General features: G+C 38.5%; 17 protein-coding genes. 7 read left to right on the top strand and 10 right to left on the bottom strand.

What is annotated here, in order from left to right:
• Positions 1–25: 25 nt before the first annotated feature.
• From ACE1AT_RS06585 to fdxB, 9 genes are all read right to left on the bottom strand, one after another.
• Positions 26–160: a hypothetical protein gene (locus ACE1AT_RS06585; protein WP_016862152.1), complete on the bottom strand. Its 135-nt coding sequence runs from the start codon at positions 158–160 to the stop codon at positions 26–28.
• Between the two features lie 142 nt (positions 161–302).
• Positions 303–1,670 (bottom strand): tetratricopeptide repeat protein, encoded by a 1,368-nt coding sequence (locus tag ACE1AT_RS06580; RefSeq protein ID WP_374866511.1) that lies wholly within the window; start codon positions 1,668–1,670, stop codon positions 303–305.
• Positions 1,671–1,876: 206 nt separating this feature from the next.
• On the bottom strand, positions 1,877–2,356 hold the full coding sequence (locus ACE1AT_RS06575; RefSeq protein WP_374866509.1) for an ArsC/Spx/MgsR family protein: 480 nt from the start codon (positions 2,354–2,356) through the stop codon (positions 1,877–1,879).
• Between the two features lie 314 nt (positions 2,357–2,670).
• Positions 2,671–3,282, bottom strand: a complete 612-nt coding sequence (locus ACE1AT_RS06570; protein ID WP_374866507.1) for a cupin — start codon at positions 3,280–3,282, stop codon at positions 2,671–2,673.
• Between the two features lie 185 nt (positions 3,283–3,467).
• Positions 3,468–3,956: a hypothetical protein gene (locus ACE1AT_RS06565; protein ID WP_374866505.1), complete on the bottom strand. Its 489-nt coding sequence runs from the start codon at positions 3,954–3,956 to the stop codon at positions 3,468–3,470.
• Positions 3,957–4,100: 144 nt separating this feature from the next.
• Positions 4,101–4,691, bottom strand: a complete 591-nt coding sequence (locus ACE1AT_RS06560; protein WP_374866503.1) for a heme-copper oxidase subunit III — start codon at positions 4,689–4,691, stop codon at positions 4,101–4,103.
• A gap of 113 nt (positions 4,692–4,804) precedes the next feature.
• Positions 4,805–6,490 carry a cytochrome c oxidase subunit I gene (gene ctaD / locus ACE1AT_RS06555; RefSeq protein ID WP_374866582.1) on the bottom strand — a complete coding sequence of 562 codons (1,686 nt, stop codon included), beginning with the start codon at positions 6,488–6,490 and terminating at the stop codon, positions 4,805–4,807.
• Between the two features lie 141 nt (positions 6,491–6,631).
• Positions 6,632–7,627, bottom strand: coding sequence for a cytochrome c oxidase subunit II (locus ACE1AT_RS06550; protein ID WP_374866501.1), 996 nt, complete (start codon positions 7,625–7,627; stop codon positions 6,632–6,634).
• Positions 7,628–8,692: 1,065 nt separating this feature from the next.
• Positions 8,693–8,986: a ferredoxin III, nif-specific gene (gene fdxB / locus ACE1AT_RS06545; RefSeq protein WP_096677666.1), complete on the bottom strand. Its 294-nt coding sequence runs from the start codon at positions 8,984–8,986 to the stop codon at positions 8,693–8,695.
• Positions 8,987–10,169: 1,183 nt separating this feature from the next.
• Between fdxB and ACE1AT_RS06540 the strand changes: the two genes are divergently transcribed.
• The 3 genes from ACE1AT_RS06540 (at position 10,170) to ACE1AT_RS06530 (ending at position 14,435) form a co-directional block, all read left to right on the top strand.
• A complete protein-coding gene (locus ACE1AT_RS06540; protein ID WP_374866498.1) occupies positions 10,170–11,762 on the top strand; it encodes a helix-turn-helix domain-containing protein in 1,593 nt (530 codons plus the stop codon).
• Between the two features lie 543 nt (positions 11,763–12,305).
• On the top strand, positions 12,306–13,181 hold the full coding sequence (locus ACE1AT_RS06535; RefSeq protein WP_374866496.1) for an Npun_R2479 family HD domain-containing metalloprotein: 876 nt from the start codon (positions 12,306–12,308) through the stop codon (positions 13,179–13,181).
• Between the two features lie 138 nt (positions 13,182–13,319).
• Positions 13,320–14,435: an ABC transporter permease gene (locus ACE1AT_RS06530; RefSeq protein ID WP_374866494.1), complete on the top strand. Its 1,116-nt coding sequence runs from the start codon at positions 13,320–13,322 to the stop codon at positions 14,433–14,435.
• Positions 14,436–14,553: 118 nt separating this feature from the next.
• Here ACE1AT_RS06530 and ACE1AT_RS06525 read toward each other — a convergent pair whose 3' ends face one another.
• Positions 14,554–15,408, bottom strand: a complete 855-nt coding sequence (locus ACE1AT_RS06525) for a lysophospholipid acyltransferase family protein (protein WP_374866492.1) — start codon at positions 15,406–15,408, stop codon at positions 14,554–14,556.
• A 671-nt stretch (positions 15,409–16,079) separates the two neighbouring features.
• On the opposite strand from ACE1AT_RS06525, the gene ACE1AT_RS06520 reads away from it, so the two are divergent.
• The 4 genes from ACE1AT_RS06520 (at position 16,080) to ACE1AT_RS06505 (ending at position 19,037) form a co-directional block, all read left to right on the top strand.
• Positions 16,080–16,649, top strand: a complete 570-nt coding sequence (locus ACE1AT_RS06520) for a chromate transporter (protein ID WP_374866490.1) — start codon at positions 16,080–16,082, stop codon at positions 16,647–16,649.
• A gap of 11 nt (positions 16,650–16,660) precedes the next feature.
• The gene (locus ACE1AT_RS06515; protein ID WP_374866488.1) at positions 16,661–17,194 is read left to right on the top strand and encodes a chromate transporter; all 534 of its coding nucleotides are present in this window, start codon (positions 16,661–16,663) and stop codon (positions 17,192–17,194) included.
• A 9-nt stretch (positions 17,195–17,203) separates the two neighbouring features.
• Positions 17,204–18,022, top strand: coding sequence for a hypothetical protein (locus ACE1AT_RS06510; RefSeq protein WP_374866486.1), 819 nt, complete (start codon positions 17,204–17,206; stop codon positions 18,020–18,022).
• A gap of 124 nt (positions 18,023–18,146) precedes the next feature.
• A complete protein-coding gene (locus ACE1AT_RS06505; protein WP_374866484.1) occupies positions 18,147–19,037 on the top strand; it encodes a TauD/TfdA family dioxygenase in 891 nt (296 codons plus the stop codon).
• Positions 19,038–19,050: the final 13 nt, after the last annotated feature.

The raw sequence follows: 19,050 nt of genomic DNA, 5'->3' as shown, positions 1-19,050 counted from the left end.
ATCTAAAATCCTGTTAGAGGATAACTTATTTCTCTTCAGATTCTTTAAGTTGCTCAATCATAAAGCTGATTTGAGCTGAGACTGATCGCTTTTGCTTATTGCAATACTGCTTAAACCACTCAAACACTGGTTCTGGAATTGTGACACTAGTTCGGCTCATTTTTTCAGTCAAAGTACTATTTCCTCATTCGACATATCCAGTATAGCGATTGTTATACTGGATATATAGTTAATAAACATAAATATTTAAAACAGTATTTTAAATAAGATTGAGTCGTATTGAAATCAGGGAAGCGTTCCCTCTACTGAAGTCCCTTAATGCGCGTTAATGCGTTATTTTGATAACTTGTCTTTCTTTTTTGCTGGTAAAGATGTGCCGCAAGGCGATAACTGGCGATCGCTGCTTGCTGATTTCCTAATTGTGTGTAGGTAAGACCAAGGGCATAATAGGCATCGCCGTTGTTGCTATCTATACTAATAGCCTTATTGAAATCAGCCATAGCAAGCTTATATTTTTCCTGCCTACGATAAGTAATACCTCTATTTATATAACCATCCACGCTATTACTTTTTATACTTAGGGCTTTGTTGTAATCAGCGATCGCTAATTCATACTTGCCTTGTCTGTGGTAGGCTATGCCTCTATTTATATAAGCATGAATATTTTGATTAATACTAAGAGCCTGAGTGTAATTAGTAATGGCTTGGTCGTATTGGTCTTGTCTGTAGTAAGCAATGCCTCTATTTATATAAGCATTAATATCGCGAGGATTTTTACTAATCACTCGATTGTAAGTTTGAATAACTTTTTGTTGCTCACTTTTGTTTGTTTTTTCGTTTCCTCTAGTGTAGAAATCTTCAATGATGATCGTTAGAGGTAGAGGAGGTTGAACTGGTTGGTTCTGTGCGGTGGTAACTGTGGTTGTCGTGGAAACAAATGCGGGAGAACAAGGAGTTGGAGGAGAGATCAGGGGTGTAAATAAAGATAGTGGATTGCTACTGTGAGATTTTTCCGAATCACAACTTTGAGTAATCAAAGACTCTCTGTAAACAACGAAAGTAAAAATAGCCAATAAACCAAAACCAAATGCAAAACTTCCACGCAAAGCCAAGTTTTTGCGTCTTTGCAAAACACTTTGGTGGACAAACTCTGTTTCCACCAGATTTAACCAATTATCATCAGAATGAAGTATCTGTTTGAGCAAATTCAGACTGCGATCGCTATTCCAGAGAAATTTAGCTTTTTGTTCCCTTTTCCATTTCATTGCAGCAGGTGTCAGCCGTCTTTGTAAAATTAAACTTTCCTCGTATTTTTGTTTCCACTCCAGTAGTTGACACCATTCGTTTACCAAAGCATCATCAGTTGCTTCTACATACGGTTTACCCTCACCATCTTTTCTCATCACTAATAAACCTGCTGTACAAAAGCGTTCAATTACTTCTTGTACTTGGATATTTGCTGGTTCTGGGTAATCTAATTCAGATAAAGGAACTGGTCTGCGCCTTAACTTTCCATCATCAACTGCTACCATTCGCAGCATGACATTGCAGACAATTTGCTCATAGGATTGATGCTGTTGGACTAATGTCGTATATTCACTATCAGCTTTTTGCACAAGACTGGACACCGCACCACCCAGTTCTTCATAGTCTTTTTGGAAAATGACCAACAAGTGATTCTTGTTGCTTAGGCTAAAACAAAATAACCAATTTATTTAATAGTATACAAGTATGGTTGTGTAGTCTTAACAAAAACTTTAATTATTTACGGGAACGGGAGAGACAAGGGAGACAAGGGAGACAAGGGAGACAAGGGAAACAAAGAACAAAAATTGCTTCCATGTCCTCCATGTCCCCCATGTCCCCCATGTCCCAATTAATGCTGACAGGAACCTTGTTTATGGCCTTGGCCATGTCCGTGTCCGTGTCCGTGCTTGTGAGAACAAGTTTGTAAATCTTGATTCTTCAGCTTGTCGGTGATTTCTTGAAGAGTTTCATCCTTAGATTTTAAACCAATCCAAGCGTCTATTTTTTCTGTATCAAAACCCACCTCACGGCGATCGCCTACTTCCATCAACGGACGGCGAATTAACAGTGGATCTTTGAGCATCATCAGTAATGCTGTTTGTGGATCTACTTTTTCAGGAATAATCTCACCTGATTGTACACGGGGAGCAGCGCGGTTAAACCATTCGACTACAGGGCGATCGCCAAAAAATGAGTGTAGACGTTCAGCTGTCCAAGATTCTGTTAGTAGGTTATACGCTATCACTTCATGACCTGCGGCTGTTAGCAAAGTTTTTTGTTTTGTATTGTTCTTACAGCCAGGTTTTTCATAAAAAATTACTCTTGCCATTGCAGTATCTCCTATTTAACAGTTATCAGTTATCAGTTACCAGTTATCAGTGTTTATTTATGTTCACTGTAGCCTACGGCAAGCCGCTGACGCGTCTACACTGTTCACTGTTCACTGATTTAACGTAGTTTTATACGCAAAAAAATATTTCCCCTCTACTGCAAATGATGAAAAGTTCGTAATTAGTACTTTAGCACTGACTAAAAACTGACATCATAATTAAATTTTAATTATAAATACAAGTTATTTGATATTACAAATTATGAAAAACAAGATCCCCGACTTCTATAATAAGTCGGGGATCTGTGTATTCTTCAAAAACTCTTGGCTGTATGAGAAAGTACATTATATTCTAATCTTTGCTTTGGATCAGTTTCGCCATAAATATTAAAAGTAACTGTTGGCTCATCACCCACTGATTCTACACAATGAATTGCATCCGGTGTAAAACTGATAATATCACCAGGTAATAAAACTAACTCTCCTGTTTGTTCAATTTGATTTGGAAATTCTTGGTTAGGATTACGTCGCCAAAATGTATTTTTTTCTTTGCCTTTTAATAAGGCTACAACTCCCCAAGTGCCATGATTATGAATATTAGATTTTGTCCCTGATGCAAATGTTACTGTTTGTACTGTTAGCGGAAAGCCTAATTCATCGTAGAGAATTAACACCGATGTTCCTGTTTTTGGACTAGGTTCTAGGTATTGACTTTGCACCCAATAAGAGTTTACAAGCAAGCGCCTAACTAACATTTGAATTTCTGGTAGGCGACTCGTTTCATTTTCGACATTATTCAGAATATCTTCGAGTTCAGTCAAGAACCGATAAAGGCGATAATTATCTTTAAGTAAGTCCCATGCTCTGGCTGAATCACAAGCTTGATATTGTCCATCTCCATTAACATGCCAATCTCTTTGTTTCATGAATTATGCTTAATTTAAGAAAAATTCTTGTTTCTTCTTACACGCTTAAACTCTTATACCAATTTAGACCCCACCCCGGCTTCGCCACCCCTCCCCGCAAGCGGGGAGGGGTAAAATTCTATGCAGCTTCACGAAGAATTGGTATTACACCCCTAAACCCTGTTAGCATATTGATTTGTAGTGCCTCATTCCTCTTCTTCCTCTGGTGGTCGAGTCAAAATATCAAGTAAGATTCCTGCGCCAAAGTCATTTTTATCATCAATAGATTTAACTTTAGCGCTAATTTCTTTGGCTTTTTCTAGTTCTCCAAGTTTGGCTAATACTAATCCCGAAGCAGCATAAGCATTTAAATACAAACGAATTTGTTCATCTTCTTTTCTCTTAATCAAGATTGACTGTAGTTCTTGCCAATCATCAGGTAATTTTTCATATTCTTTAATTTTGTCTATAACTTTCACTGCTGTTTGCAGTGCCATTTTGTAATTATATTTGTAATAAAAATATCTATAAGCTGCTACAAAAACTTCTAGATTGTCGCCTGTTTTGGCTAAAGCTTGATGCATATACTTTTCAGATTCCGATGTATTTTCCCAATGTTCAGCAGCCAAAATCAATAATTCTTTGATTTCCTCTGGTACTTGAAACCAGGAAAATCTTTCTGCATCAATTTGCATAAAAATCTCCTTATATTAGTTAGTGATTAGTCAATACGATTCTGTGTAGAGACGCGAAATTACCCTACCTTCGGAACCCTCTTCGAGGGAACGGGAACACCTTCGGTGAACGCGTCTCTACATAACTAACCACTAACTCTTCCCTTAAAACAAAGTCAAAATGTACAACAATGTGAAGAGAATAATCCAAATAATGTCTACAAAATGCCAGTAAATTTCTGCCATCTCAATGCCAGTATGTTTAGTAGCACCATAGTGACCAGGACGACGCGATCGCCACAATACACCCAATATCAATAACAGTCCTATAAACACGTGCAAACCGTGAAACCCAGTCATGAGATAGAAACAATTAGCAAAGACATTAGTAGTCAAACCATACCCCAAGGTCATGTATTCATAAACCTGACCTAATAAGAAAATTGCCCCCATAACTGCGGTAATGATGTACCAAAACCGCATTTTTTTGACATCATTCTTCTTAATCGCCGTATCACCAAAGTGAATGACGAAACTACTCGAAACCAGAATAATCGTGTTAATTGTCGGTACCAATAACTCTACTTCCGTTCCCTCCGGCGGCCATACCTCTGTACTACCGCGAAAAAACAAATAAGTAGCAAAAAACCCACCAAACATCAAAGACTCCGAAATGAGGAAAGTCAACAATCCCCAAACTCGTAAATCTTTATGTTCCTCATGATGACTTGGACTAGTCGTTGTTGCGATCGCCATATCTTTTCCACTACAAAAAATCTTCTTTCTTCACTCTCTTCCTTTGTGTCTTAGTGTCTTTGTGGTTCGTTAAAAAAAACCACAAAGGCACAAACAACCCTACTAACTAACCACTAACTATTAGCAGCAACTGCTTGAACTTCACCATCATGACCATTCATCCCATAGTCATAAGGCCCATGAGTCACCACAGGTAAAACTTCCCAATTCTCAATTGCAGGTGGAGAACTAGTTGTCCATTCCAAACTCAAAGCATTCCAAGGATTATCACCAGCTTGCTTCCCAGCCATCCAACTCCAAATCATGTTGATGGCGAAAGGAACCACTGATAGACCCAAAATATACGCACCAATTGTACAAATCTCATTAAGGTGGGTAAATTGTGGATCATACATCGCCACACGCCGCGGCATTCCTTGTAATCCCAATTCATGCATTGGTAAAAAAGTCAAGTTCGTCCCAATAAAAGTCAAAATGAAGTGAATTCGACCCAAAGTTTCATTCGCCATCCGTCCGGTAATTTTAGGAAACCAGTGATAAATCCCGGCGTAGATACCAAACACCGAACCACCAAACAAAACATAGTGGAAGTGGGCAACTACATAATATGTGTCGTGGACATGAACGTCAAAAGGCGCTGTTCCCATCGTCACGCCACTTAAACCGCCCATGACAAACATCATTAATAAGCCGATCGCAAACAGCATGGCGCTGGTAAAGCGGATTTTACCGCCCCAGAGGGTTGCAACCCAACCGAAAATCTTCACACCAGTGGGAACAGCAACAATTAAGGTGGAGATGGTGAAGAACATCCGCATCCAACCGGGTGTACCACTGGTAAACATGTGGTGTACCCAAACGAACAAACCGACAACACAAATCGCCAAACTCGAATAGGCGATCGCTTTATATCCAAATATTGGTTTACGTGCATGGACAGGAATCACTTCGGACATAATGCCGAAAATGGGCAGAATCATTAAATAAACTGCCGGGTGAGAATAAAACCAGAACAAATGTTGGTAAATAATCACGTTACCACCTGCATCTGGCTTAAAGAACGAAGTCCCAAAGTTGAGGTCAAACAACAGTAGTACCAACCCCGCTGCTAACACTGGTGTAGATACTAGTGCTAAAACAGAAGTTGCCATAATTGCCCAGCAAAATAGGGGAAGTTGATCCCATTTCATGCTAGGAACTTTCATAAACAGCATGGTGACAACAAAGTTCAGCGAACCCAAAATTGAGGAAGTTCCCACCAAAACAATAGCAAGTATCCACATCGATTGGGCGATTGGCGCAGTCACCAAACTTAAAGGGGGGTACGCTGTCCAACCAGATTGGGAACCGCCGAAGAAGAAACTAGCTAAAATCAGTAAGCCTGCGGGTGGGTTCAACCAAAAGGCGATCGCATTCAATTTCGGAAAAGCCATATCCCTAGCACCCACCATCAACGGTACTAGGAAGTTACCAAATCCCCCAATCGCACTGGGAACGATCCACAGGAAAATCATGATCGTTCCGTGATTGGTCATGAAAGCGTTATACAGATTCGGGTCGATTAAATCAGCATCTGGTGTTGCTAACTCAGCACGCATGGCGATCGCCATCAGTCCACCAATGAGATAAAACAAAAACGCCGTCACCAGATATTGAATACCGATCACCTTGTGGTCAACATTAAACGTGAAATAGTCATACCATTTCCACGCTTGGGGATGATGATGATGAGTACTTTCAGTAACCACAATTGTGGCTTCCTTTCCAGGTGGATGATTCGGTGGTATATCAAGAGTCATGTTTTTAGTCCTCTGTCCTCTGTCCTCTGTCCTCTGTCCTCTGTCCTCTGTCATTTGTCATTTGTCATTTGTTAGTTTTTCCAATCAACGACCAACTACCAACTAATAACTATTGACCATTGACTGAAAAAAGATTAGAGACTATTTCCCGATCCCCGATCCCCAATCCCCGATCCCCATATTTCGTGCATAGGGTGCAAGATATTCTGATACAGATAATTCTGCTGGGTTAATTGCCACAGCTTGTTGTAATCCTTGTTGCTGTTGGGCGATGCGATTTTCTGTCAACCAGCTTTCGTATTCTTCGGGTGTATGAACTACTACTTGTGATCTCATCGAACCGTGATAACCACCACACAGTTCTGTGCAAACTACAGGATATGTACCAACTTTAGTAGCAACAAACCGTAGTTTTGTCGGAATACCAGGAATTGCATCTTGTTTGAGGCGGAATTGCGGTACCCAAAACGAGTGGATGACATCTGTAGAGGCTAGGTTGAGTTGTACATCAGTACCCACTGGTACGTGTAACTCACCAGCAGTGACACCGCTGTTAGGATAGTTGAAAATCCAAGCAAACTGCATCCCCGTAACATCAACAACTAAGTCAGGCGATTTACCTTGTTCGTTAGCACCCGCACCAATACCAATATTGGCATCGTTTGTTGAAGTGGCTGTTGCTTGTGTCATTCCAGAAGCATCGCCCAGAGTTGCAGCAATTGCACTTCCTGGCATCTGGTGGGTAACATGAACTGGAGTGTGGCTATGACCACCCGGTTCTAACCCTCCCATTCTGCTATAAACATCGACACTGTAAATCCCCAAACCCAGGACTATTACAGTAGGGATTGCTGTCCAAAATACTTCTAAAGGTAAGTTACCCTCAATGGGCGCACCATCTGTATCATCACCTTTACGGCGACGAAACATCACCAAAAAAATCAAAATCGTTCCTTCTACTACCACAAATAAAGCGGTAGCAATAATCAGCATCACATTAAAAAAACCGTCTACCAAAGGCGCTTGTTCTGATGCTTGGATTGGTAGTAGACTATGGTGCTGACCCACCCAAAGGCTGAAGAGTGTGATTAATACCCCAGCAACTAAGGTTAACAGTGAAACAGGAATTTGTTGCATACATTTCGGGATAACGTCGTTCCAGGTGTAACCGTCGCTAAGTTTCCAGTTAAAAGCTAAAAGTTAAAAGTAAAAAGCAGGCAATGGTTATGGCACTATTATCTGAACCGATTTGTGGAGTTAAACAATTTTAGATTTTGGATTTTAGATTTTGGATTGATTCCATGGATAAATCCGCTTTCTTGAGGATTTTGGATTTTAGATTTCGGATTTAGTCCCAGGATTTATCCGCTTTCCTGTACCCTGTTCGGAATTATCGGTCAAAGGTTCATAGTGAACTTCCAGCCTTTTGATGAATAAATATAATTTGTTTTTTGTCTTTTTACTTTTGACTTTTCACTTGTGGTGACATGGGTTTTATCTTAAGCACAAAACCAGTAAAACCCAATTTATGTTACTTCTCAATTGTCAGCTTGTAATTATCTATATGGGTAGAATTTAAACTTGTTTTAACTTCTTTTAATTTCCAAAATATTTTAATAAATTAAATTTACTTTTCACAAGTATTAAAATAAGTTTACTTTTAATTTCATCAAACAATTCTATCTAATTCGCCAAATTTAATCAGTTAATAATTAACATTTAGCTTACACATATTTGTTCACCAAGAACTATTCCACGAGAAGTAAGCATAGCTGAAACATTTACCAATGACAAATGACCAATGATAAATGATAAATAACGATCTCAATTAGTTAGCTTTATTTGTGCCAATTTACTTATAAATTCCCTCTAAATATAGAGAAATCCCCTCTACTTACCTTTCTCTATTGAACTTATTTCCTTGACAAACAGTTCCTTTTTTGAAAAAGAACTTGCCTTAGAGACTATTTATAAAGTAAATCTTAAGTAGTGAGATGGTGGTACGTTAGGCGCTTTTATCATGTTTTTCGTGAAAAATTTAGATAAAAAAATGTGCCTAATACAACGCCAGATGCTACAACGGGGGAAACCCTCGCAACGCACTGGCTCCCCTACAGTGATTTTATTTTTACTTTATAAATAACCTCTTAAACAACAAAATCTCATTTCCTAAGTATCAATAAATAAGTTCATCATGTCTACTTAGTTATTCAATTCAACATGAGTGTAACAGTTTTTCGAGCAAATTCTAGAACAAGCACCACAGCCAATACAATTTTCTGGATGAGCAACTGTCATCACTTTCTTTTCGATTTCATCATCATCTTCATCATCTACAAATTCACCCTCTTCATTCATTGGTCTTAATACCAACACATTATGTCCGCAAATTTTAAAGCATCTGCCACAGCCGATGCATTTGTGTTCATCAATTGATTGTGCAAATTTGGGTGTCCAAGTTTTACCACCAAATGTCAATCCTGTGAGTACTGCCATTAACTTACCTTCCAGAATTTATCTACAACTAGATTGGCGCTTTAACGCTCATACTAACATAACTGTAATTAGCTTTTTTTAATGTTCAAATCTAACGATTTACATAGTCAATTTTCCATAACCTTGCAACAAGATTTGGGTTACTTTATATCTTTTGAGCCTAGATGAAATTCTTTGCTAATAACATTTAATGCTTATTTATATAGCGGTTCTCGACCTAGTGAGGTACGTTTTCAAAGCTATTAACTTTATTAAGAAGGATTGGGGTATACCTCAGTTGCTTAGGAAACGCTATATATCAGTAATAATTCATGACTAATGAACCACGGTTATTAGATTTTAAGCATGTCAAACTCAACAAAAAGATGATATTTATTCGCAGTAAATATCAATCAAATAAAAAAGTAAATTAAAGTATTCAGATATACAAAATTGTTTCATATACTCAACTTATTTAAGAAGTCGAGGATCTTGTTATTGTTCTATATGATGAAAAATAATGAAAAATGTAAAACAATTAACAGATAATAAAATTTGTTAAATATTAATATTATTAATAATCCTATTTACCAAGATGGGTGAAATATTAAAACACGTATCTTCGTGTCAAATATAAAAATGGTATGACACAAATTACCTCCCATAAGGAAGATGTTATGCAAATGTCCATACAGTTAATATGATTTGGATAAGCATACAATTGTCTAAGAGTCCTAGTAGGAAAAAGATTAAAGGGACAGGGTTAAAGGAATAGAGAAATTATTTTACTCCTTCTCTTTAATCCTTAACCAAACTGTATTGCTTATACAGTATTTATGAGTTTGGGAGTGTTGCTCAAACAACAAATAAATTTCTATAACAGGTTTTGTTGAGCAATAAACTGAGCGGAAATTACTGAAAATCAAAAAGTTAACAAAATTTATCTTTCGCTCATGATGAACAAACCTACAACAATATCTGTGAAAAGTATAGATAATTAAGAATTTAATAAGGCTCGGCTAGGTTATGAGCATAGAGTAACTTTCAATTGGATGCAAAGTCCGAAGATAGATGTGGGTGGTTAGTACGGCAATAACAATTTATAGTGTTGCCCGAATCATGTGGTTGTGAGTGGTGAAAACAGGGGACACATCCAGGGGAAATCCGAGCCAGACATCTCAACGAGTACATTGGCAATAGCCTTATGCCTTACACAATACCTAATAATAGTTGCGTTGGATGTGACAACTGCCGTCCTCAATGTCCTACAGGTGCTATTAAACTTGAAAACGATGAATATTGGATTGACCCTTGTCTTTGTAACAACTGTGAGGGTTACTATCCTGAACCACAATGTGTAGTAGCTTGCCCAACCAATTCTCCCATACCTTGGCACGCCAAAAGAGGAAGATGCAAAGTAGATTTGCGCGAGGTAACTAGTCCAGATTTATTTTCCAACGGTAAGAGTAACCCCTTTGCTTCAGCAATTGTGATTTGGGAAGCTTGCAATTTGCTCTCCCAACGGACATCATTACCTTGGCAAACAGATGAACAAGGAAACTTGTGCTATCGTCGCCAAGTCAATCAAGGAAAAGGCGCGATCGCATTTCATCTGAGCAAATCACCCCAAAGCAGTGAACTTGTCACAGAATTAGCAGCAATAGAAACACTAGATATCAGATCCGCTTGTCTACATCTGATTTTTGCAGCTTATGCAACAACCCAAGACCGACCTTGGGAACAAGAGTTTACTATTGATGAACGACAAATTGAGAAATACTTGGGCTTAGAAAAGCGCAAGGACTTAAGCAAAAATGTCAAGCTAACTTTGATTAACAACTTAATTCAGCAAGCTTGCTCACTTGTCGTTTCTATCGACTGGCCCCAGCAAGGTATGCTCAAAGGATTCTCTCTACAACCAAGCCGTTTGTGGGAACTAGTCCAAGTTCAACGCCACTTCCAAGAAGATAATCTCGGATGTAAATATCTTGTCGGCTTAACCTTCAAAATTCGAGCTGGAATCTGGGCGCAGTATTTCCTCAACAAACAAGCATGTAAAGAACGAACTGCGTTTTATCAATACGGTAGCCTGCCAAAATCTTTATTAACCACAGTTATGAGTATTTGGCAACAACACGAAGGTACAGCACGATTAATGCTGTGGTTACTATTTAAAACCAAAATGGGCGCTGCTCAAAGGATCACGGTTCCGACATTGATGCGCGTCGCTTATGGTGAGGAGAAAATTGCTCAAGCATGTCGCCAAAGAGAAGAACGCAAACGCCTGTTGCGGACTTTTGAACATGATTTAGAAGTTCTCAATCACCACGGGATGAAATCAGAATTTGATCCAGTCACCTACCCGCCAACAATCCAACCTTTGTGGGCGAGACTGGTTGATATTCCCGAAGATCCAGACGAAGCACTAGAATTTTGGATTAATGACGGTAGCGGTACATCACGTTTGACAGACGTCAGTCCCCGTGGTAAGTGGAACCTGTTGATGAACGCTCGAATTTTATCTTTCAGCCTACCACCAGACTGGGAGAAGCAAACACCTGACTCAGAAAAAAAGCAACGAATCACAAAAAACAAAAGAAAAATCAAAACGACTGGTGATTTACTGGGCGAACAAATTTTACGGGCGCGCAAAAACCTCAATCTCTCTCAAAGAGACTTAGCTAAACTTGCAGGTAAAAGTCAAAGCTGGATTCGCGACATTGAAAAAGGTCGCTTGAAGGTTAAATTAGAAGATCAAGTAGTTTTACGTAGAGTTTTGGGTTTGAATTCGGCTTGATTTTAGCAAAATGGGCTTAATTTTTATTGAACGAACCACATAGGACACATAGAAAGAGAATGCTTGTGTAGTAGTGGGAAAAGACTAGAATAGCCACAGAAACGCACGGGATTGACACTCCCACGGCTCTTCGTTAACCGTCTCTGCTGTAGGAGGGGAGGTAAGACCGAAGATGGGTCGAAAGTCTCATCTAAGGCACTCGCCTATGAGTACAGAAGCCCACAGTTCAGGCGAAGCCAACTGTGGGTAGTTCACTATGCATTCTGCCTTCTCCTTATCCCCACAAGTCTAATAATCTAAGCTTATGTGATTTTATATACAATAATATAATTTTGCATTTTGTGGGAAGAATAACCTATCCTGTTATAAACACATAAAAATTTGGTTCTGTAAGGTCAGAAAAGTTTGATATTATCTCAGTCCAATCTGTGATACTCACTACAATGAGACATGAGTATTGTGCTTAATTTCATTAATGCTAAGGCGTTTGGCTATTTTGGTATAAATGCATCAATAATTTAGTTTTCCGACTGAGTAACTAGTATGTTCAATGCCACAGAAATATTAATAGATGCTTTTGTAGGGCAAATTCGAGAAGGCTACCGTCGTACCTACGGCTGCTTCAAAACCGATTATCAAGACATAATTGCTTGGGCGGGACACATGGCTTTAGAAAACATTGCCAATAGCGATGCCCTGTATCATAATGTAGAACACTCGATTCTTGTAACTTTGGTAGGACAAGAAATCTTACGCGGCAAACACATTCGAGAAGGGGGTGTTTCCAGTGAAGACTGGTTGCACTTTATTATTTCCTTGCTGTGTCATGATATCGGTTATGTCAAAGGCGTGTGCCGAGAAGACCGCGAGGGAGAAGGCTTGTATGCTACAGGTAAAGATCACAAAATGATTTCTCTCCCTCCTGGGGCTTCTGATGCGAGTTTGACTCCTTATCATGTAGACAGAGCAAAACTTTTTATTGATGAGCGCTTTGGCGGTCACAAACTGATAGATTCTGAAGTTATTAAGACCAATATTGAATTGACTCGCTTTCCAGTACCTGCTGCTGAGGATCATCAATGTACAAATAGCTATGCAGGCTTGGTTCGTGCTGCGGATTTAATTGGACAATTAAGCGATCCCCGCTACTTGAAAAAAATTACTTCTTTGTTTTACGAATTTGATGAAACTGGGATGAATAAGGTTTTGGGGTACCAAACACCTGCTGACTTACGCAAGAATTACGCCAAGTTCTACTGGCATGGAGTTTATCCATATATCCAAGATGCACTACGTTATCTGACTCTGACACAACAAGGCAAACAAATTATCGCTAATCTCCACTCTAATGTTTTTGTTGTCGAACATGAAGTTCCTCAAGATGAAAAGTTATATTTTGTTGAACAACTACGTGCTTAGATATTAGTCATTGGTCATTGGTCATTGGTCATTGGTCATTGGTCATTGGTCATTGGTCATTGGTCATTGAAGAAGAGGTGATTATAAAAAGGTTATTGATCAAATTACTAATGACAAAGGACAAAGGACAAATAACTTATGAATTGGTGGCAAAGATTAAAGAAAAATCCTTTGGCGCAATTTGGGGCAATTTTGCTCATAATTTTTTACGTAGCAGTAATTGCTGCGGATTTTGTTGCACCTTATGATCCTTATATTCCGCAAGCAAATGGTTCCTTATTACCACCAACCAAAATTTACTGGTTTTCGACTTCAGGGAAGTTTCTCGGACCTCACGTTTATCCGACGATTCAGGGAGATACAAATTTAGAAACAGGCGATCGCCAACTGATTGTAGATAAAAGCAAACCTTCGCCTCTACGATTATTTGTACAAGGCCCAAAATATCACCTTTTAAAGTTGAGTCTTCCCTTACCTCCCAAGTGGGATGAAGTGACTATTTTTCCTGGAATTCCTGTAAATTGGCATTTGTTTGGTACTACTGATCCAGCCAGAATTAACATCTTGGGTACTGATGACCAAGGACGGGATCAATTTAGTCGCTTATTGTATGGAGGTCGCATCAGTCTATTTATTGGAATTGTGGGAGTAGCCTTAACTTTTCCTCTAGGAATGATCATTGGTGGTATTTCTGGTTATTTCGGTGGCTGGATTGATGCTGCAATCATGCGCCTAGCTGAAGTACTGATGACTTTTCCTAGCATATATTTATTAGTCACCTTGGGTGCTGTTTTACCACCAGGCTTAAGCAGTACCCAGCGATTTTTATTAATTGTCTTGATTACGTCGTTTATTAGTTGGGCTGGATTAGCACGAGTAATTCGTGGTCAAGTTTTATCCATCAAAGAACGCGAATTTGTGCAAGCAGCACGAGCTATGGGTGGTAAGCCGTTATATATCATTACTCGTCACGTTTTACCACAAACTGCAACATATATTATTATCTCTGCAACGCTTGCGGTTCCCAGTTTTATTGGTGCAGAAGCAGTACTCAGTCTGATTGGTTTAGGAATTCAGCAACCAGACCCTTCTTGGGGAAATATGCTATCTCTAGCAACTAATGCTTCGATCTTAGTATTACAACCTTGGTTAATTTGGCCGCCAGCACTGGTAATTATCTTAACAGTATTGGCATTCAACTTACTGGGAGATGGACTCAGAGATGCCCTTGATCCCCGGAGTTTGGAGAGGTGAGCGGGGACAAGGAGGACAAGGAGGACAAGGAGGACAAGGAAGCAGGGAGCAGGTGGGACAAAGGAGAGTAACCAATACCCGTCTCCAATCCCCTCTCCCCGCTCCCTCTCCCCGCTCCCTATCCCCGCTCCCCGATCGCCAAATCATTCAATTCTTGCTGCATTCGACTGCGGACGAGTTCGTAACAGGCGTTAACGTAATCGCGATCGCTCGCCGCTTTTCTACCGTAGTGTTCAAATACAATTGGTGGACAAACTCGTGTGCGGATAAGTATTGGTAAAGGAATATTAGGTAAAGGCCCAAACGCTAATCCCCAAGGTAATCCCAAATAAATAGGAAAGACTACTGGATCGATATCGAATAACCAAGGCATTCCCCATTCATGCAGTTGTTGGACTATTTTGTAACAATCAGCAAGCACAATCAGTGTATCGTGGGCGCCAGTCGAAATTAATGGGACGATCGGCACTTTTTCCCGTAGTGCTAGTTTGATAAACCCTTGGCGTTCAGCAAAATAAATTTGATTACGCAAAGAGTGAGGACGAAATACATCTTCTGCACCACCAGGATATACAAGTACACTAGCTCCAGAATGCAATGCTGCGATCGCCATTTTTGGATGGGCGATAATGGCTCCTGCTTTAGCTGCTGCTTGTGCTACATCTGGACACTCTTTCCAAACTGTCGGATGCATTAAACCATAAATTGGTCGTTCTACACCAAAGCGTCTAAACCAGTCATACATCATCATGTGCATATCAGGAACAGCAAGTCCGCCATTATGGGAGCCAACCAATAAAACTTTTTCGTTGGCGGGAATATTTTCCCAGCCACTAGTCTGGACTCGAAAATAGTATTTATACAGCCACTCCCAAAAAGGCATTAAAAATTTGATAAATTGTGGGTCTCGCTGCTCCAAAGACCAACCGAGTTTGGTTTGTAGAGATTGTTTTTGTGACATCTGTGTTGGCATTTCGCCTCAATAAATCTTCCTTTTGGGGGTTGTCAATTTTAGAATAATAACTGTACCAATTCCAAAAATGTTTGCAACACATCCTGATGTGAAGACGTTGTGTTTGAAGCGTCTCTACAATCTCTTTTGTCGCATTCTCTTTCAAAATGGTATTCATTGTAAATTTTTATTTTACATATATTCCGAATTCCTAAAGCTTATAGAGTTTAAATTAATACAAATTTGGCTTTAAGGTTTTAGTTGTGAAAGATTAATGGATAAGCTTTTCAAAGATATATTGGTCGTAATTATTATTTGCTATAGTATAATAATTTATATTTATTGATCAGATTGCCCCAGTTGTTCTGTAAGTACATATTCTGGTAGAAGAAAAATATAGAATATTTATTTGCTAAATATTTGCTGGCTATTTACAGCAGTATGGGTCGAAAAATTGGAAATACACAATCGGCCTTATAGGGCTGTAATTATGAAGTAAATAAACACTCTTTATAGTTCGTTCATCAGTAGGGATACAAAGCAGCAGGAGGGTGTAACTATGCCGACGATTATTGTTACATATATATTTGCGTGGCTATTAATTTCTCTATGAGGACGTATTAGCGCAGTTATTTTCCTAAAAAATCGACTTTCCTTATTTTCAGCAACCTCTAACTGAGCTGTTACGTTTTATGTTAGGTGCATCATCAAACCAAGTACAACAAATAAATCCTCCTTCCCTTGGTGTATTAGTTACTTTTTTTGCAGGGATTGGAGCAAGAGCGTTCGGTGGATCAATTCCGACTCACGTTTTACCTTTTTGCTTAAAACGCGGTTGGCTAACAGACAATGAATGCTTAGAAGCATTAAATTGGTGCCGATCTCTTCCAGGGGCTGGAGGTACTAATCTTTCTGCATATTTGGGATATTGCTGGCAAAAAACAGCAGGAGCAATACTGGCAACACTTGCCCTAGTGCTACCTGGTTCTGTGGCAATACTGTTAGCCTCAAAGCTGCTATCACAGCTACCCGAACACATTGTCCAAGCATCTTTAACCGCAGTTGTCGCAGCTAGTCTGGGACTACTTTTGGATTTAACTTGGAGGCTGGCTAAACCAAGTATCACTAACTATATTCAAGTTTTAGTGGCGATCGCTACGTTTATTTTAGTAGGAATTTTTAGAATTCCTATTCCCTTGGTTCTGGTTTTACTCGTGCCTTTTGCCTGGTATTTGAATAGCAAAATTCAACAAAATAACTGATTTTGCTGCTGATGCAAGTTTTACTTGATCTATTTTTCACATTTGCTTATTTAGCTCTCATTAGCGTTGGGAATTCAAGGGCTGTCATCACAGAAATGGAGCGCTTGGTAGTCAATGTCCACGGGTGGATGAGTCACCAAGCTTTCGTCGAAGCTTACGGATTAGGGTTGCTAGTACCAGGGCCGAACATGCTCAATGTTTTGCTGATTGGCAATCATGTAGCTGGTTTACCTGGAGCAATAGTTTCCGGATTAGGGATGTTTGGTCCTACTTCATGCATATTAGCAGGCGTAGCCTGGTTTATCAAAAAACCAAATCCTCCTGCTTGGATCAAGAAATTCCATGCTGCTTTAAGTCCAATCACAATTGGTTTGACATTGGCAACTGTTTGGAATCTTGGCAAAGATATCTTCCTTAAAGATATATTCAGCACAACTGTCTGTTTTTTAGGATTAATCCTGTCAATTCGAGGCTTAGTAAATACAAGCTGGATCATAGTGTTGGCATTATTGGTGGGAGTAATTAAGGGTTTGTTGTTCAATTAATTAACTGTTATGGAATTTAGAAACGATAATCTATTTACATTTTTTGCTTTAAAACGCAGTGGACACCATGCTGTAATGGTTTGGTTAGCTTATCACTTTCAGCTACCAATCTTTGTTTTGAACAACATCAAGCCCTATACAGATCCATACCTCACTTCTGCGTTTAACAATAACTGGGATAAGGAATCAGACTGGTTGGTTCACATTGACAGTGAAAATGTGGAACAAATTCGGAATCTGCATAAACACTGTTTAATGATTAGTGTTCAGGATTTTAATATTACCAACCTCAAAGATAAAAGAGATTTTATTTGGGAACGTCAAAAAACAATTGGTGAAACTTTCAATCTTTACAATATTTTATTCTTAAGAGATCCATTTAATATGCTGGCTAGCCGATTGTATAAACCAGGTCTAGTTCCTAAATTGATAGATAATGCAGAAATTTTAGATACGTGGGAAATTTACGCTGAAGAATATTTAGGAATAACTAATTTTATAGAATCAAAGATATCGGTAAATTACAACTTATGGTTCTCAAGTATTGAATACCGCAAACAATTATCAGCACAATTTAAGCTTATTTTTACAGACGCTGGACTGAATATAGTTCCCAAATCATCAGGCGGCAATGGAAGCAGTTTTGATAAAAATTTGTATGATGGCAAAGGAAACCAAATGAAAGTATTAGAACGCTGGAAACTTTGCCAGGAAGATAAACGTTTTCATGAAGGATTTCGAGAACGGCACAAACTAGCTAATTTATATCGGCAAATTTTTCCTCTTGATTCTGAAATTGAGTCATTTATGCAGATGATTGGAATCTAGCTTAATTAATTTATTTAAATTTAAGCTAAATCACTTGCCTTACTACAAAACACGAAATCTTAAGTATGAGAGGCAAAGGCATTATTTTGTGGTCTAAAACATACACACATAAGCAGTTAATATCATGCTAAGAAATAGTAACCAAATAGTCAAGATAGATAAATTGGCATCAAATTTAGAGGATGAAGAAATTACTGAAGCTTCCAAAAATTATATTGATCAACTCACACTCAAAATTAGTAAAATTGAAGACATTAATGAATCAGAACTGCAAAAATTATTTGCCATATTCAATAAGTATAAATTTGTCATATTAGAAACTGAAGCATTACCAAATATTCAAGATAATTTATTAGCTTTAAAGAAAATTTTTGGTTCAATAATAAGACATAAACGTTCTGACGAAAATGGTATTGTCTCGGTTGAGAATTTAGGAAGCTTCCCTATTGATAAAGCTCAACTGTTGTCTGCAACTAATCAAATGTTTTCAATGCATACAGATGGTACATATGAAATTGAACCTCCTAAAGTTGTTGCTATGCAATGCGTAATACCTTCTAATCATGGAGGCTGTTCTCAAATTGTTTATGCTGAATCTGTCTATGATTATTTAATGGAAAATCATCCCCAAGAATTGCAGAGTTTGTTTAGTAATCCATTAAACATCACAAGAGGCAATCAAACAGCCACAAGAGCAATTTTTGCTGAAATAGAAGGCAGAATATCGATGACTTTCAGAGCAGATCCAGTGGTTTCAATTATAATTCCACCTCCAATAGAAAAGGTTTTCAATGTCATCAAAAACTATATTAATACTTCAAGTAATCAATTGATATTTAAACTGAAAGCTAATCAAATTTTAGTACTTGATAATACTAGTGTACTGCATGGAAGAACATCTTTTCCAGATAATGAAGTTCGCAAAGTCAATAGATTATGCTTTGATGGAATTTCAGAATACTCTCAGAATTTAAAATTTGGATTTATCCCTAAATCTAAAGTATCAAATTCCTAGAAAACATATTCAA

The organism is Pelatocladus sp. BLCC-F211 (assembly GCF_041928655.1).
Lineage (GTDB): Bacteria > Cyanobacteriota > Cyanobacteriia > Cyanobacteriales > Nostocaceae > Pelatocladus.
Note: the sequence above shows the minus strand (reverse complement) of the source record. Positions and strands in the feature narration are given on the sequence as shown.